The 14,535-nt window shown below is 69.4% G+C and carries 19 protein-coding genes; 8 read left to right on the top strand and 11 right to left on the bottom strand.

The annotated features are described in order from the left end of the window. Window positions 1–64 precede the first annotated feature (64 nt). Complete coding sequence (locus tag T333_RS28135; protein WP_355003644.1) at window positions 65–349, top strand: hypothetical protein; 285 nt, start codon at window positions 65–67, stop codon at window positions 347–349. Next, on the top strand, window positions 346–654 hold the full coding sequence (locus T333_RS28140; protein WP_355003645.1) for a ribbon-helix-helix domain-containing protein: 309 nt from the start codon (window positions 346–348) through the stop codon (window positions 652–654). Before T333_RS28135 ends, T333_RS28140 begins: the two co-directional genes overlap by 4 nt. Window positions 655–721: 67 nt before the next feature. On the opposite strand, the gene T333_RS28145 is transcribed toward T333_RS28140, so the two are convergent. Together T333_RS28145 and T333_RS28150 are read right to left on the bottom strand one after the other, a co-directional pair. Further along, the gene (locus T333_RS28145) at window positions 722–1,567 is read right to left on the bottom strand and encodes an ABC transporter permease (protein WP_496426377.1); all 846 of its coding nucleotides are present in this window, start codon (window positions 1,565–1,567) and stop codon (window positions 722–724) included. Then, window positions 1,564–2,508, bottom strand: a complete 945-nt coding sequence (locus tag T333_RS28150) for an ATP-binding cassette domain-containing protein (RefSeq protein WP_496426378.1) — start codon at window positions 2,506–2,508, stop codon at window positions 1,564–1,566. Before T333_RS28150 ends, T333_RS28145 begins: the two co-directional genes overlap by 4 nt. 109 nt (window positions 2,509–2,617) lie before the next feature. Here T333_RS28150 and T333_RS28155 point away from each other — a divergent pair, with 109 nt between their 5' ends. Both T333_RS28155 and T333_RS28160 read left to right on the top strand, forming a co-directional pair. Beyond that, a complete protein-coding gene (locus T333_RS28155) occupies window positions 2,618–3,370 on the top strand; it encodes a TetR/AcrR family transcriptional regulator (protein ID WP_357249190.1) in 753 nt (250 codons plus the stop codon). Window positions 3,371–3,434: 64 nt separating this feature from the next. Then, window positions 3,435–4,010, top strand: coding sequence for a 3'-5' exonuclease (locus tag T333_RS28160; protein ID WP_496426379.1), 576 nt, complete (start codon window positions 3,435–3,437; stop codon window positions 4,008–4,010). Window positions 4,011–4,147: 137 nt separating this feature from the next. Here the strand turns inward: T333_RS28160 and T333_RS28165 are convergent, their stop codons facing one another. Further along, window positions 4,148–5,068, bottom strand: coding sequence for a CE1 family esterase (locus tag T333_RS28165; RefSeq protein ID WP_496426380.1), 921 nt, complete (start codon window positions 5,066–5,068; stop codon window positions 4,148–4,150). 66 nt (window positions 5,069–5,134) lie between these two features. On the opposite strand from T333_RS28165, the gene T333_RS28170 reads away from it, so the two are divergent. Beyond that, window positions 5,135–5,578 (top strand): MarR family winged helix-turn-helix transcriptional regulator, encoded by a 444-nt coding sequence (locus tag T333_RS28170; RefSeq protein WP_357249195.1) that lies wholly within the window; start codon window positions 5,135–5,137, stop codon window positions 5,576–5,578. Between the two features lie 7 nt (window positions 5,579–5,585). Here the strand turns inward: T333_RS28170 and T333_RS28175 are convergent, their stop codons facing one another. Then, entirely contained in the window at window positions 5,586–6,251 is a 666-nt protein-coding gene (locus T333_RS28175; RefSeq protein WP_357249198.1) for an O-methyltransferase, read from the bottom strand. Between the two features lie 129 nt (window positions 6,252–6,380). On the opposite strand from T333_RS28175, the gene T333_RS28180 reads away from it, so the two are divergent. Then, on the top strand, window positions 6,381–7,235 hold the full coding sequence (locus tag T333_RS28180; protein ID WP_496426381.1) for an SGNH/GDSL hydrolase family protein: 855 nt from the start codon (window positions 6,381–6,383) through the stop codon (window positions 7,233–7,235). Between the two features lie 13 nt (window positions 7,236–7,248). Here T333_RS28180 and T333_RS28185 read toward each other — a convergent pair whose 3' ends face one another. After that, the gene (locus T333_RS28185; protein WP_496426382.1) at window positions 7,249–7,821 is read right to left on the bottom strand and encodes a hypothetical protein; all 573 of its coding nucleotides are present in this window, start codon (window positions 7,819–7,821) and stop codon (window positions 7,249–7,251) included. 142 nt (window positions 7,822–7,963) lie between these two features. Beyond that, window positions 7,964–8,497: a YbaB/EbfC family nucleoid-associated protein gene (locus T333_RS28190; RefSeq protein ID WP_496426383.1), complete on the bottom strand. Its 534-nt coding sequence runs from the start codon at window positions 8,495–8,497 to the stop codon at window positions 7,964–7,966. A 181-nt stretch (window positions 8,498–8,678) separates the two neighbouring features. Between T333_RS28190 and T333_RS28195 the strand changes: the two genes are divergently transcribed. Then, entirely contained in the window at window positions 8,679–9,458 is a 780-nt protein-coding gene (locus tag T333_RS28195; protein ID WP_496426384.1) for a VOC family protein, read from the top strand. A 19-nt stretch (window positions 9,459–9,477) separates the two neighbouring features. Here the strand turns inward: T333_RS28195 and T333_RS28200 are convergent, their stop codons facing one another. From T333_RS28200 to T333_RS28220, 5 genes are all read right to left on the bottom strand, one after another. After that, a complete protein-coding gene (locus T333_RS28200; RefSeq protein ID WP_496426385.1) occupies window positions 9,478–11,199 on the bottom strand; it encodes an urease subunit alpha in 1,722 nt (573 codons plus the stop codon). Next, on the bottom strand, window positions 11,196–11,531 hold the full coding sequence (locus tag T333_RS28205) for an urease subunit beta (RefSeq protein ID WP_496426386.1): 336 nt from the start codon (window positions 11,529–11,531) through the stop codon (window positions 11,196–11,198). Before T333_RS28205 ends, T333_RS28200 begins: the two co-directional genes overlap by 4 nt. Window positions 11,532–11,540: 9 nt before the next feature. After that, window positions 11,541–11,843, bottom strand: a complete 303-nt coding sequence (locus tag T333_RS28210) for an urease subunit gamma (RefSeq protein WP_355003659.1) — start codon at window positions 11,841–11,843, stop codon at window positions 11,541–11,543. A gap of 92 nt (window positions 11,844–11,935) precedes the next feature. Continuing rightward, a complete protein-coding gene (locus tag T333_RS28215; RefSeq protein WP_496426409.1) occupies window positions 11,936–12,325 on the bottom strand; it encodes a PaaI family thioesterase in 390 nt (129 codons plus the stop codon). A gap of 100 nt (window positions 12,326–12,425) precedes the next feature. Beyond that, window positions 12,426–13,196, bottom strand: a complete 771-nt coding sequence (locus T333_RS28220; protein ID WP_496426387.1) for a carbonic anhydrase — start codon at window positions 13,194–13,196, stop codon at window positions 12,426–12,428. 657 nt (window positions 13,197–13,853) lie between these two features. Between T333_RS28220 and T333_RS28225 the strand changes: the two genes are divergently transcribed. Further along, a complete protein-coding gene (locus tag T333_RS28225; protein WP_355003662.1) occupies window positions 13,854–14,528 on the top strand; it encodes an MspA family porin in 675 nt (224 codons plus the stop codon). Window positions 14,529–14,535 lie beyond the last annotated feature (7 nt).

Below are 14,535 nucleotides of genomic sequence, written 5' to 3' on the forward strand. Positions count from 1 at the left end.
CGCTGATTCCAGGGTTCGAACAGGAGGTACCACGCGCGTGGTACCGGCACGGTAGGATCGAGAGGTGGCCTACGAGTGGTGGTACGGCATTGTCACGGTTCTGGCGTTGGCCGGGATCGAGCGCCACGAGGTGATCGAGGTGCTCTATGCCGATCGTCGTTGGCCGCGACGTGGCGTCGATCCGACTACCGGGTTGACGGCGCTGACGATCTGGGGGCGCACCGACGACGGGCGGCCGCTGATCGTCACCCTGCGGGCGTCGGACGGCTTCGATCATCAGATCGTCGCCGCCCAGCCGATGACCTCGAATCAACTCCAGGAATTCAGCAAGTGGGAGAAGACGCGATGAGCAGCACCGAATGGCCCGACACCCCCGAAGAGATGGCCGCTCTCGCCGCACGTCTGGAGTACACCGACGAACCGGTCGAGCTGCCCCCGACGCCCGGCCCCGAAGGCATCATGGTGTCGCGGTCCCTGAAGATGCCGATCGACCTCGACGCCCGGATCAAGGCCGCGGCCGCCGATCGCGGCATCACCCAATCCATGCTGATGCGCCAACTCCTGGAGACCGGGCTGGCCGCCATCGAACACGACCACCCGATCTCGCTCACGGACGCGATCCGCGCCCTGGCCGGGCTGCCGAAATCCGCCTGAATCCTCGGCCAGCACCGGCGGCGCTGCCTGTTGTCCCGCGCCTTCCAGGTTGCCGATCGACAGGCAGTCAGCTGCTCAGGCGCCGGAAGCGGTGGACGGACAACGGCAGGAAGATCGCGATCAGCACCAGCGGCCACACGACGGCCATGAGGATCGCGTGCTCGGCGATCCAGGTGTGGTCGTTTCCGGTGGGATTGCCGAACAGTTCGCGCGCGGCGGTCGTAGTGGAAGACAGCGGATTCCATGCGGCGATGGCGCCGAGCCACGCGGGCATGGTGGCGATCGCGACGAACGGGTTGGCGAGGAAGCCGATCGGGAATTCGAGGGTGCGCACGGCGGTGACGGCTTCCGGATTGCCGTAGCACAGCAATCCGAGATAGACGCCGATCCACAGGAACGCGAACCGCAGCAGCAACAGCAGTCCGACGGCCGCGGCGGCGTCGGCGAGCCCGTTGCGCGGATGCCACCCGATGGCCAGCCCGCAGCCGAGCAGCACGGCAAGCGCGACCGTGGACTCGAGCATGTCGGCACACGCGCGGCCGAGCACCACGGCCGACGACGACACGGGCATGGAACGGAATCGGTCGGTGATGCCGCGTGCGGCGTCCGACCCGACCGCGACCATGGTGGCGCCGATGCCGAAAACCATGGTCATGGCGAACATGCCCGGTAGCAGGAATTCGCGGTAGCTGCCGCCGCCAGGGACGGTCATAGCGCCGCCGAGCAGATACCCGAACATGAGCACGATCATGATCGGGAACACCAGGGCGTTGGTCACGACAGCGCCCGGCTTGCGCCGCCAGTGCGCGAGGTCGCGGCGGGCGATCGTGCCGGCGTCGGCCAGCACCCACCCCAGTGCGCGGAGCCGGAAAGGCTTGACAGACGGGGTGATTCGCGCGGTGGAGATGGTCATACTCGGGACTCCTCGGTGGTCAGGTGCAGGAAGACTTCGTCGAGGGTGGGACGGCGAACGGCGAGGTCCTCGACCGGAATGCGCGCGTCCCGGAGGGCTTGGGCGATATCGGTGAGCCCGGCGACGGCGTCGTCGACCGGGGCGCTGACGCGGCGGGCGTCGGGGTCGACCGTCGGCGCGGTGCGCAACCGCGTCCGCAGCAAATCGACCGCCGCGCCCAGATCGCTGGTGTCCCGTGTGACGACGTCGATCCGGTCGCCACCCAGCTGGGACTTCAGCTCTCGCGGACTTCCGGTCGCGATGACGCGCCCGCGGTTCACCACCGAGATCCGCGCCGCGAGTTGGTCGGCCTCTTCCAGATATTGCGTCGTCAGCAAGACGGTCGTCCCGGCGGCGACCAGACCGCGGACCGCTTCCCACACCTGGTTGCGGTTGTGCGGGTCCAGACCGGTGGTCGGCTCGTCCAGGAAGAGCACCGTGGGCGCGACGAGGAACCCCACGGCCAGATCGAGTCGCCGCCGCATTCCGCCGGAGTACCGCTCGACCGGCTTGTCACCGGCGTCGGCCAAGCCGAACCACTCCAGCAACTCCGCGGCGCGATCGCGGGCGCGGGCGGCGCCGAGATGATAGAGGCGGCCGAACATTTCGAGGTTCTGCCGCCCCGACAACACCTCGTCCACCGCCGCCTGTTGACCGACCAGCCCGATACGGTGTCGCGCTCGCGCCGCGTCCCCCACGACGTCGAGCCCGGCCACCCGCACCGCCCCGGAGTCCGGCCGCGTGAGGGTGGTCATGATCCGCACCGCGGTCGTCTTGCCCGCACCGTTCGGCCCGAGCAGCCCGTAGACCATCCCTCGCGGCACCACCAGATCGAACCCGTCCAACGCCGCGGTGCCGCCGTAACGCTTGCGCACCTGGTCGCAGACGATCGCGTCGCCCATCTTCGACTCCAAACTCTCTACGCAGTAAGTAATTCGAGATTAGGATACGTTGTAGAGAATTCGCAAGGGTCGAAGTGTCGGGTCGCGGACCGTCGGAGATGATGTGGGCATGGACTACAGCGGAAGCGGCGATCCCCAGCGCACGATCGAGCTGCTGTGGGGACTGCCGCCGCGGCCGAAGCGTGGCCCGAAACCCAAGCTGACCGTCGACGACATCGCGGAGACGGCGATCCGGCTCGCCGACTCGGACGGGCTCGCCGCGGTCACCCTGCGCCGCGTGGCCGAGGAGCTCGGTGTCACCGCGATGTCGCTGTACGGATACGTCCCGAGCAAGGCCGAACTGCTGGATCTGATCGCGGACCGTGTCTACCGCGACTATCCGATGCCCGACGACGCGCCGTCCGGTTGGCGAGCGCGGCTCGAGGGGATCGCTCGCGCGAATCGGACTATGTACCTGACGCATTCGTGGCTGCTGCAGATCGCCGCGAGCAGGCCCATCCCCGGACCCAACTTGACCGCCAAGTACGACTACGAACTGCGCGCGGTCGACGATCTCGGCCTGTCCGACACCGAGATGGACCTCGTCGTCACCCTGGTCAACGACTACGTGCGCGGCGCGGCCCGCACCGCCGTCGACGCCGCCCGCGCCGAAGCCGAGACCGGCCGCACCGACCAGCAGTGGTGGGACGCCTACCAGCCCGCGCTCGCGGACGTCATCGATCCGGCCCGGTTTCCCACCGCCGTTCGCGTGGGCGGCGCCGCGGGCGCGGAATACGGCGCCGCATACGATCCCGACCGCGCCTTCGAATTCGGGCTGCACCGCTTGCTCGACGGCCTGGGACAGTTCGTCGACGCCCGGTGAACCACCTTGTGGGCAGCCGAAATTCGGTGGAGCCGTTGCCCTCGCTGGGCCTAATGTCGGCGGAATGAAGGACAACGCGGCACTGCTCAACGTCGTCGATGTCGAGGCGACGTGCTGGTCGGGCCGCGCTCCGGCGGGCGCGGTGAGCGAGATCATCGAGATCGGCCTGACCGTGGTCGATCTCGCGGCGCGCGAACGAATCGGCAAGCACCGCATCCTGGTTCGGCCCGAGCGCTCGTCGGTCAGCGAATTCTGCACCGAACTGACCGGACTGACCCAGGACGAGGTGGACACCGGCGTCTCGTTCGCCGAGGCCTGTCGAATCCTCGCCGCCGAGCACGATGCCGGAGCCCGCGCCTGGGCGAGCTGGGGCGATTACGACCGCAAGCAATTCGCCAGCCAGTGCGCCATGACCGGTGTCGCGTATCCCTTCGGGCAACGGCACACCAACGCGAAGCTGGTGTTCTCGGAGGCCTACGAACTCCAGCGTCGCCAGGGCATGGCGGAGGCCCTGCGAATCGCGGGTCTGCCTTTGGAGGGTCGCCACCACCGCGGCGAGGACGACGCGTGGAACATCGCCGCGCTGGTGCTCGACATGGTCGAGCGCGACGCGTGGCGCCTCACCTCGACGACCTACTGACCGCCTGAGACGACGCTGTCGGACGGCAATCCGTCACCAGACCGCGCATGATCTCTGGTCACAGGCCCTCCCGGGACCGCGGCGCGACACCGCTCGATCGTACGGCCCGGACGTCTCAGAAGCGTTGGCGCCGACCGTCATCGATGGTGGCGGGTGAAGAACTGCGCGATGGTGGCGGTCGCGTTCAGGGCCGGGGTGGGCGGGTCGGTGCCCAGGAGGCGTTCGCGCATCGGGGTGGGGTCGGCTCCCGGCCACTGGTGGCCGGCGCCGTCGATGGTGATCAAGGTGACTACCCGGCCGGTGGGGCAGGCGGCGCGGGAGGTGGTGACCGGGCCCGCGGTGGTCGTCTCCGGATCGGGGCATCCGTTGTGGCGGCGCCATTCGGTGTGCAGGTCGGGCACGGGTGGTCCGTCGATGACGGTGCTGGTGTTGTCGCCGGGGCCGCCGTCGTAGCGCACGGCCTCGTCGGCGGTGCCGTGGATGTGCAGTACCGAAATCGGTGCGGGAGTGGGACACTCGGCGAGCTGTGTCGCGGCCACCGGGGCGACGGCGGCGAAGAGCGCGGTGCGGCAGGCGAGGGTGTAGGCCATGATTCCGCCGTTGCTCATGCCGGTGAGATACACCCGGGAGGGATCGATTCCGTGGTCGTTGATGATAGCGGCGACCATCGCGGAGACGAACGCGACGTCGTCGACGGATCGGCGCTCGGCGGGCCCGCAGCAGTCGCCACCTTCGGTGTTCCATGCGCGTGCCAGGCCGTCGGGGTAGGCGACCACGAAACCGTCGGAGTCCGCTTGTTCGTTCCAGCCGTAGGCGCGTTCGGCCTGCGCGCCGGAACCGTATCCGCCGTGCAGGACGACCACCAGCGCAGCGCCGGCGCGCGCACCGGCGGGCCGGTAGACGCGGTAGTCGCGCGAGATTCCCCCGCTGTCCAGCGAGTGCTCGGTCGATCCGGTGGGCTGGGCGGCCGCGTCGCCGGGGCGGGCGGTGCAACCTGCGGCGGTGAGCAGGAGTGCTGCGGCGGTGAGGACGGCCAGCAGCGGTCGAGTCGGAGACATACGCGATTATAGACAAGGGTCTTGTCTATTTGTCGAGAGGGAGAGTGGCCTGCGAGAGTGCTGGTCATGACCATCCGCTCGCACCGCACCGTTCCCGGTCTGGTCCAAGCCCTGGCCGAGGCGAACACCCGTACCTTGCGGGGGGTGTTCGCCGACGAGGGTCTGGACGGCTTGCGTCCTGCGCACGTGCTGGTATTGGCCAGGCTTCTCGGTGGCGGTCGGCGTGCGGTGGATTTGGCCACCGACATCGGGGTGTCCCCCCAGGCGGTCGCGCAAGTCGCGGTGACGCTCGAGCGCGCCGGGTATGTGTCGCGCGTGAGCGACCCCGCCGACGCCCGCGCCAAACTGCTGTGCCTCACCGACCGCGGCCGGTACGCGCTGCGGGTGACGCGAGCCGCAGGCGAACAGGTCGAACAGCGATGGGGCCAGGCACTCGGCGAAGACGACCTGGACCGTCTGCGCCGCCTGCTGATCGCCGTGCTCGATCTCGAAAGCGGCGAACAGACCTAGGCCCTGTCTAGTCGTTCACGACCGCGTAGGCGAAACCGTCCCAACCCTTCGCGCCGACCGTTTGCAGCACCGTCGCGTCCAAACGCGGTTCGGCAGCGAGCATTTCGACCAGCTCGCGGCTCGCCCGCACCGCCGGATCCTCCGACGCGCCGTCCGCCACCGCTCCCCCGCGCACCACGTTGTCGACGATGATCGTCGAACCGGGCCGGGTCAACCGCAGTGCCCAGCGCACGTAGTTCGAGTTGTTCACCTTGTCGGCGTCGATGAACACCAGATCGAACGGCTCGGGCGCCTCGGCCTCGAGCACCGGCAGGCTTTCCAGCGCCGCGCCCACCCGAATGTCCACCCGATCGCCGACGCCCGCCTTGTCGACGTTCGCGCGCGCCACCTCCGCGTGTCGCGGGTCGAATTCGAGCGTGATCACGCGGCCCGCCTTCCCCACCGCGCGCGCCAGCCAGATCGTGCTGAATCCGCCCAGCGTGCCGATCTCGAGCACCCGGCGCGCCCCGGTCGAGCGGGCGAGCAGCGAGAGGAACTTCCCTTGCGCCGCCGACACATCGATGGCGGGCAACCCGGCCTCGGCGTTCGCCGCCAACGCCGCTTCGGTCTCCGGATCTCGCACCAGATTGTCCACGAGGTAGGTGTCCACGTCGGCCCAGCCAGAAGTCGTCATCCCTGCAGTCTGCCACCGGAAGTTGCCGAAAACCGGTCTCGCCTGGTCCGCGCCGCAGTAGTCTCGGCCACAAACAGAGACCAGCGCGTCTCACTTTCAACCTACGACCACCCGGAGTGCCACACCGCCATGACGACCGTCCGGAACCGCCGCGCCATCGCCGCCGCGGGCCTGCTCACCCTGTTCGCGGCGACCATGCACGCCCCGGCATCGGCCGCCCCCGCCGACGGCGGCGCCGAATATGTGGCGCTCGGCGATTCCGGCGCGGCGACCACGGGCGTGCAACGGTTCGACACGAGTGCCCCACCGCAGTGCGCGCGCTCCACCGCGAACACCCCCAAGCTGGTCGCCGCCGATCTCGGTCTGCGGCTCGACGACCGCACGTGCAGCTCGGCCCGGATCCCGCACCTGACCACCAGCCAAGGACCCGGCATCGCACCGCAATTCGACGGACTCGGCCCGAACACCCGGCTGGTCACCGTGCACATCGGCGCGAACGACACCGAGATGACCAGGTTCGTGGTCGCCTGTCACCTGGCCGGGCTGCGCGGCGGCACGTGCGCCGACCCGGCGTGGGATTCCGCGATCGACGCCATCTCGGGCGCGTACTCCGCCGCACTGCAACGTATTACGGCGCTCGCCCCGAACGCGAAGGTGTTCGTGGACGGTTGGCCGCTCTACGTCCGCGACGGCGGCTGCCCCGAACTGGTCGGCCTGCGGCCCCAGGACGCGGCCACCGTGCAGCGTGCCTTCGACCGCCTGAACTCCGTAGTCGCCAGCGCGGCAGCGGAATACGGGGCAACCTATATCGACACCCGCACCCCGGCCGAGGATCACGACATGTGCGCGCCGGAGGGCGTCCGCTGGTTCGATCCGCTGGTGGCCACCGAGACCCTGGTGCCGTACCACCCGACGCTCACGGGCATGCGCGGCGTCGCCGACGTCATCGTGGCAGCGGTGCGCGCATCGGGATTCGCTGGCTGAGAACGGTTTCCGGCTACACCCCGGCCTCGGCCAGCTCGTTCTCGATGCCCACGACCGCCGCGACGACCTGCGTCAGATTGCGCACCAGCGCCCCCAAGCCGATCAAGGAGCTCGCCATCTTCATCAGCATTCGGGAGACGGTCATGGTGGCGGTGGAGATCCCGAAGACGGCACGGGCGACGAGCGCCGGGGACGCCGTTCCGGCGCTCGCGATGAGGATGGCGGCGATCTCCAGCAACATTCCGGCCAGCGAGCCGAGCACCTCGGTGATGATGCCGCGGACGCCTTCCACGATCTTCGACATCTTCTCGTTCACCTTGTTCAACAGGTAGGCGAGCGCGGCTTGCCCGACGATCTCGGCGATCACCGCGTCCGCCTTGGTGCGGTAGGCGTCCGCCGTCGCGCCGACCCAGCCCGCGGCGCCTTCGGCGATCTCCTTCTTCCAGGTGTCCGCGACCTCGGCGAGCTTTGTCGACGTCGCCTGCCAGGAAGCGGAGTACGCGGCGACCATATCCTTGCTGCCCGCAAGCGAATCCAACGCTTTCCGCATCGGTTCGACGTGCTCGAGCATCCAGCCCATCAGCATCGATCCCACATAGTCGAAGGGGTCGAACTTCGCGAGGGTGATGCCCTTGGCGATATCGTCGGCGATCTCGAAGGCAGGTGACGACCCACCGACTATGACGCGGCCAGGGCACTTTCGGTTCCGTCCGAAAGCCGCGGCGGGCTCACTCCAGCCAGGACTTGCGGCGGTAGTACATGTCGTCCTCGTCCGGCTCGTCCGGCGTGACGGTCTGGTCGCGGTCGGGCTTGCGTGCGCCCTGCGGTGGCTGCGGCGGGGTGTAGGCAGTGGGCGGGGTGGAGACCGGCTCCGGCGGGGTCGGCGGGGCGGTGGGCGCCGGATCGGGGAAACGCTCGGTGTACTGGCCGACGATGGCCTGTCCCGCTCTGTCGTCGCCGACCACGCCGTGCACCAGATCGGTGACCTGGTCGCGCAGCCGGGCCTGGGCGCGGCGGGTGCATGCCATGAGTTCGGCCGCGACGGCGGCGGGATCCATGCCGCGGGTCGCCGCGGCGAGCGTGATGCCGGTGGTGACGCCGTTGGCGTCGACCGTCGCGCTGATCCGGTTGTCCGCCGAACTCTCCGTCACCGACAAGGCTTCCATCCGGCCGTGCAGGTCTTGGTACTTCTGCGCCGTGCGTTGCAGATTCTCCGCCCAGCGGTCCATTTCGTCGGCGGCCTGATTCGGATCGCTCAACACTTGCGTCCCCTTCCACGCAGTGACAACCATGTCGGCCCGAGCGCGAACGAGATCCGCCCCGGGAGTTTGCTCGCAGGACCTTACCGAGGCCGCGTGGCGGGCGGGCTACGGGCTGCGATGATTTTTCGGGGCGAACGCCGTCGGTATCGGTGTACGACAACGACACGTCGAGGAGAACACCATGCAAGCATTCGCCGCGGGAGCACCCTGCTGGTTCGATGTCACGGCTCCGGACATTCCGGCCTCCGCCGAGTTCTACTCCACCCTGTTCGGCTGGACCGCCGAGGATCGGGGCGCCGAGGCGGGCCACTACACCATCCTGCGCCAGGGCGACGCCCAGGTGGCGGGAATCGCTCCGGCCGCCGCGCCGGACGGCAGCACCTTCCCGGCGGCATGGACGCCGTATTTCTCGGTGGCCGACGCCGCCGCCACCGTCGCCGCGGCGCGGGACGCGGGCGCGTCCGTTTTCTGCGAACCGATGGACGTCTTCGGGCAGCTGACCTTCGCGGTCCTCGCCGATCCGGCGGGCGCGGACTACGCGATCGCCCAACTGATCACGCACCCCGGCACCCAGAACTGGGGCGCCGTCAACGGGCCGTGCTGGGTGGAGTACGCCGCGCCCGGCGTCCCCGCCGACGCCATGGCGCACTACGCGAAGGTTCTCGGTTGGAAGCACACCGACGCCGCCTGGGAGACCGCGGCCGAAAACCCCTACCAGGCACTCTCTCCCGGTTCCGGTGGACACGAGTTCGGCGGCGCCCACCACGCCCAGCCGGGTGAGCCCGCGCCCTCCTGGTCGACGACCATCCGCGTCGCCGATGTGGACGCCGTGGTCGCCCGCGCCGCGGAACTGGGCGGCAAGCTGCTCGCCGAACCGCAGGACATGCCGGGGCCCTCGCGCGTCGCCGCGCTCGCCGATCCGGCGGGCGCCGCGTTCGCGATCATGTCGTTCGGCGCCTGAGACCGTCGCCGGGCGTTGCTCAGAAGAGGAAATACCGTTGGGCCATGGGCAGTTCCGTCGCGGGCTGCTCGGCCCACACCTCGCCGTCGACCCGGACGGTGAAGGTGTCGGGCTCCACCTCGATGCGCGGCAACGCGTCGTTGAGCGGCATGTCGGACTTCGTCAGACGGCGAACGTTCTTGACCGGCACCAGCTTTCGGCGCACGGCGAGGCGGTCCGCCAGTCCGGCTTCGACGGCCTGCTCGGACACGAAGTGCAGCGAGGTGGCCGCCGCGACCGGCGCCGCCGCGCCGAACATCGGGCGCGGCAGCACCGGTTGCGGGGTGGGAATGGAGGCGTTGGCGTCGCCCATGGCCGCCCACGCGATCGCGCCGCCCTTGAGCACGGCGTGCGGGCGAACGCCGAAGAACGCCGGATCCCACAGCACGAGGTCGGCGAGTTTGCCGACCTCCACCGAGCCGATCTCGTGGTCCAGGCCGTGCGCGATGGCGGGGCAGATGGTGTATTTGGCGATGTAGCGGCGCACCCTGGCGTTGTCGGCGGCGCCGTCACCGGGCAGCGGGCCGCGGCGGCGCTTCATGACGTGCGCGGTCTGCCAGGTACGCAGCACCACCTCGCCGATCCGGCCCATCGCCTGAGAATCGCTGCCGATCATGGAGATGGCGCCCAGATCGTGCAGCAGGTCCTCGGCGGCGATGGTGGACGGGCGAATCCGGCTCTCCGCGAAGGCGAGATCCTCCGGAATGGACGGGCTCAGGTGGTGGCAGACCATGAGCATGTCCAGGTGCTCGTCGAGGGTGTTGACCGTGTGCGGCCGGGTGGGGTTCGTCGAACTCGGCAGCACGTTGGGATGCGAGGCGACGGTGATGATGTCGGGCGCGTGCCCGCCGCCCGCCCCCTCGGTGTGATAGGCGTGGATGCCGCGTCCGGCGATAGCGGCGAGGGTGTCCTCGACGAAACCGGCCTCGTTCAACGTGTCCGAGTGCAGCGCGACCTGCACGCCGGAGGCGTCCGCGACCCGCAGGCAGGCATCGATCGCCGCCGGAGTCGAGCCCCAGTCCTCGTGCAGCTTGAAACCCGATGCACCGGCGCGCAATTGCTCCCACATGGCCTCTTCGCTGACGGTGTTGCCCTTGCCGAGCAGCACGATGTTCAGCGGCCAGTGATCGGTGGCCTCCAGCATCCTGGCCAGGTGCCAGGCACCCGGTGTCACGGTGGTCGCCTTGGAACCTTCCGCGGGGCCCGTGCCGCCGCCGACGAGGGTGGTGATCCCGCCGCCGAGCGCCTCCTCCATCAGCTGCGGGCAGATGAAGTGCACGTGGCAGTCGATGGCGCCCGCGGTGACGATGCGGCCGTTGCCCGCGATGATCTCGGTGGACGGGCCGACCACGAGGGCCGGGTGCACGCCCGACATGGTCTCGGGGTTGCCCGCCTTGCCGATGCCGCAGACGCGGCCGTCGCGAATACCGATGTCGGCCTTGACGATTCCCCAGTGGTCGATGATCACCGCCCCGGTGATCACGGTGTCCGGCGCGCCCTCGGCGCGGGTGGCGCGGGACTGGCCCATGGATTCGCGCAGCACTTTGCCACCGCCGAAGACCGCCTCGTCGCCCGCGAGACCCGGTCCGCCGCAGCGGTCCTCGGTGATCTCGATCAGCAGATCGGTGTCGGCCAACCGGATTCGGTCGCCCACGGTCGGCCCGAACAGTTCGGCGTAGCGGGCCCTGCTCAGTTCGGTCATCGCTGCCCTTCCGCGGTCCGTGGCGCGTCCAGCGGTCCGGGCGGCGACAGGCCGATGCCGTGCACCTCGCGGGTCCCGGCCAGCGGCACCAGCGAAACCCGTTGGCCGAGGCCGGGTTCGAATCGCACCGCGGTACCCGCCGGTATATCGAGCCGACGTCCGTGCGCGGCGGCGCGATCGAAGTCGAGCGCGGGGTTGGCCTGCGGGAAGTGCACGTGGCTGCCGACCTGCACGGGACGGTCGCCGGTGTTCACCACGTCCAGCTCGACGCGATCGCGACCCGCGTTCAGCTCGATCACGCCCTCGGCGCAGAAGTATTCGCCAGGAATCATGTGTACGCCCTAGGCGATCGGATGGTGGACCGTGACGAGTTTGGTGCCGTCCGGGAAGGTCGCCTCCACCTGGACGTCGTGGATCATCTCGGGCACGCCCGCCATCACGTCGCCGCGCGCGAGCACGGTGCGCCCGGACGACATCAGCTCGGCGACGGTGCGCCCGTCGCGCGCGCCCTCGAGCACGTGATCGGTGATGAGGGCGACTGCCTCCGGATGGTTGAGCTTCAGTCCGCGGGCCTGTCTGCGCCGGGCCAGCTCGGCGGCGTAGCTCAGCAGCAGGCGCTCCTGCTCGTGCGGCGACAGTCGCATCCGGACTCCTCACCGGTCGACGGACGGGTGACGGTCATTCTGGCACGCCCGTTCCCGTCGCGCCGGTCGACGGCGCGCAGTCGGCGCTCGGGTCAGTCGCGCTTGGGCAGGTTCTGCAGCCGGACCTGACCGCGGGCCACCACGCGCTGGTCCTCGTCGGTGATCACGACCTGCCACAACTGCTGGGTGCGGCCCTGGTGCAGCGGGGTCGCCTCGCCGTAGAGGGTGCCCTCGCGCACGGCGCGCAGGAAGTCGGTGTTGTTGTTGACGCCGACGACGGTGCCGCGCTCGCCGTACCAGACGCCGCCGCCGATGCTGGCGAGCGTCTCGATGACGGTGCAGTACACGCCGCCGTTCTGGATGCCCGCGGGTTGGTAGAGGTGCGGCTTGACGACCCACTCGCCGCGCACCAGGTCCGGCCGCAGCTCGGTGTAGCGCAGACCGATCAGGTCCGCGAAGGTGCCCTCGCTGACCTTGTTCATCAGCTCCGGCGTGACATCGGCCAGCGAGCGAACGGCCCCGAACTCCTGTTGCGTCATGAACCCAGCTTTACACCACACGAAACCGTCGAACGCGGCGGGTTCAGTTCCCGGCCAGTGTGATGGTCCGGCCGTTGAGCGGCTGGGTCGGCCGGTTGCTGTGCGCGAACAGCGAGTGGTACAGCTCGATCTCCTCCGGCGCGACCGCGACCGGTTCGCTCAACACCGTCCAGGACACGCCCTCGCTGCACGGCGGCGTCGTGAGCGAACCGCGGTAGCGGAACTGATCGCGCACCGCGGGCAGGAACGCCGACGGATCCAGCGGTCCGTCGAAGGCGACCGCCGCTTCCGCGGTTCTCGGCGCGGCGGCCAGCACCGGTCCGAACACCGAGGGGCCCTGGCCTGCCTCCATCAGCACCCCGAGCACTGCGACTCGCCCGTCGGCGTTCTTGTGCACGAGGTGCAACTCCATCGCGGCGCCGTGCCCGTCGACGGTGTGCTCGCTGGGCAGATGGAAGTGGAACTGGAGCAGCTCGTAGGGTTCGCCCGCGACGAGGATGCGGTTGCGGCTGCCCGCGGGCACCTCGGCCTGAACGGTGTGGCCATTGTTGACCAACCGGACCCCTGGGATCGGCCGGTAGTCGACGTCGATGTGGTCGGCGGGGTCGAGCCGGGCGGATCCGGACAGGTCGATCGGCGACTGTTCGTGGCCGCTGCGGCAGGTCAGGAAGTCGCGGTCCAGGTCGGCCCAGTGGTCGGGCCCCTCGGCGTCGTAGTCCCAGTGCGCGGGCATGTGCGCGGGCGGACTCTCGACGTGGTCGCTCGAGGTCGACCGTTCCGCGCCGCACGAGATCGCGGCGGACACTGCGGTCACGGCCAGCAGGGCGGCAAGCGGACGCGAACGAAACGATCGAACGGACAAAGCGGATACAGCTCCTCGGCATCGGCACACGGGGTCCCGACACGTGCCCCGAACGGGCCGGTACTCGGCGGTGGTCGACGCGCCGGTCTGTACGGTTTGCGGCGAAAATCCCTTTGAGTCAGGGGATCTCGCGGTTCGTGTCGGCCGACAGAGTAGGACCGCTCCGGCGCGACACGCCAGGGGCGCGGGCGGCGAAAAATGTCACACGACAGGCGCCGAGAAACGACTTGTTGCCAAGTTAGGTAAGCCTGACCTATACTCATCTCGGCGTCAGGATCGAGAGAGTCCCGAGGGCTGCGGTGACCCCGATCCACTGCCGCGGCGGGCTCCACGTCACCACGTGGGGCCCGCCGCTCTTACTTTCGACGCCTTGTTTCCAGCTTCCTCGCGCGCGCGAACATCGCACCGCGACAGTACATGTCGAGTTCGTGTCGGCCGTCGACACACGATCGCAAAGAACTGGACACACGACCGTCCCGGAGCGTTCATCGCCGCGGGCGACGGCGGTTCATCGGGTGGACAACGCGAGTGATCAAGCTCGGGTGCGCCTCGCGGAGGCTTTCCGTCTCCACCCGCGAGGCGCAACGTTCCAACCTGATGAGGGGAAGTATGAGCATGAATCGCTCCAGCGGTCTGCGAAGCGGCGGCCGCGTCGCGGGCGTCGGCGCCGCCGCGGCCGTTGCCATGGGCCTGCTGTCCACCGGCGCGGCCGACGCGGACACCTTTGTGCCACTGCCGAACGGGGAGCGGGTCGGACCGGGCGTCACGATCGCCAGGACCGGTGAGCGCGCGGTGATCTCGCCCTCGCTGGCCGCCAACGGCGCGGGCCGGGTCGCCTGGGTCTCGGGTACCGTCGTCGCCGACGTCACGGTCACCCCGGAGGGCGAGGTCGGCCCCAACAACGGCCCCGCCAACGGAGCGGGCACCAACAACTCCTCGACGCACGGCGCCTCCCAGCTGAACACCGGCTACATCGTCGGCTGCCAGGTGAGCATCGGCGACGACGCGATCAGCGCGGGCCTCTCCGGCGGCATCGACCTCAGCGGCGGCAGCATCGGCGGCTCGATCGGCCTCGAGCTCGGCCCCGGCCAGGTGAAGTTCGTCCAGATCGACTACAAGGACATCCTGAAGCCGGGTGTGTACTCGGTCGAGTACCAGGACGTGGAGATCGAGATCCAGGGCTGCGCGGGCTACGCCCAGGCGCGCGCCTACACCGTCGTCGAGATCATCGGCGACCACTACTCCAAGACCACCCTCTACGGCGCGCCGTTCAGCATCGGCTGACGTCGGC

This window comes from Nocardia sp. CNS-044 (genome assembly GCF_059570515.1).

What these genes read in the sequence shown, in the direction of transcription:
- T333_RS28140 (WP_355003645.1), top strand. Translation starts at nt 346, where the DNA reads ATGAGCAGCACCGAATGGCCCGACACCCCCGAAGAGATGGCCGCTCTC.
- T333_RS28145 (WP_496426377.1), bottom strand. Translation starts at nt 1,567, where the DNA reads ATGACCATCTCCACCGCGCGAATCACCCCGTCTGTCAAGCCTTTCCGG.
- T333_RS28150 (WP_496426378.1), bottom strand. Translation starts at nt 2,508, where the DNA reads ATGGGCGACGCGATCGTCTGCGACCAGGTGCGCAAGCGTTACGGCGGC.
- T333_RS28155 (WP_357249190.1), top strand. Translation starts at nt 2,618, where the DNA reads ATGGACTACAGCGGAAGCGGCGATCCCCAGCGCACGATCGAGCTGCTG.
- T333_RS28160 (WP_496426379.1), top strand. Translation starts at nt 3,435, where the DNA reads ATGAAGGACAACGCGGCACTGCTCAACGTCGTCGATGTCGAGGCGACG.
- T333_RS28165 (WP_496426380.1), bottom strand. Translation starts at nt 5,068, where the DNA reads ATGTCTCCGACTCGACCGCTGCTGGCCGTCCTCACCGCCGCAGCACTC.
- T333_RS28170 (WP_357249195.1), top strand. Translation starts at nt 5,135, where the DNA reads ATGACCATCCGCTCGCACCGCACCGTTCCCGGTCTGGTCCAAGCCCTG.
- T333_RS28175 (WP_357249198.1), bottom strand. Translation starts at nt 6,251, where the DNA reads ATGACGACTTCTGGCTGGGCCGACGTGGACACCTACCTCGTGGACAAT.
- T333_RS28180 (WP_496426381.1), top strand. Translation starts at nt 6,381, where the DNA reads ATGACGACCGTCCGGAACCGCCGCGCCATCGCCGCCGCGGGCCTGCTC.
- T333_RS28185 (WP_496426382.1), bottom strand. Translation starts at nt 7,821, where the DNA reads ATGCTGATGGGCTGGATGCTCGAGCACGTCGAACCGATGCGGAAAGCG.
- T333_RS28195 (WP_496426384.1), top strand. Translation starts at nt 8,679, where the DNA reads ATGCAAGCATTCGCCGCGGGAGCACCCTGCTGGTTCGATGTCACGGCT.
- T333_RS28200 (WP_496426385.1), bottom strand. Translation starts at nt 11,199, where the DNA reads ATGACCGAACTGAGCAGGGCCCGCTACGCCGAACTGTTCGGGCCGACC.
- T333_RS28205 (WP_496426386.1), bottom strand. Translation starts at nt 11,531, where the DNA reads ATGATTCCTGGCGAATACTTCTGCGCCGAGGGCGTGATCGAGCTGAAC.
- T333_RS28210 (WP_355003659.1), bottom strand. Translation starts at nt 11,843, where the DNA reads ATGCGACTGTCGCCGCACGAGCAGGAGCGCCTGCTGCTGAGCTACGCC.
- T333_RS28215 (WP_496426409.1), bottom strand. Translation starts at nt 12,325, where the DNA reads ATGAACAAGGTCAGCGAGGGCACCTTCGCGGACCTGATCGGTCTGCGC.
- T333_RS28225 (WP_355003662.1), top strand. Translation starts at nt 13,854, where the DNA reads ATGAGCATGAATCGCTCCAGCGGTCTGCGAAGCGGCGGCCGCGTCGCG.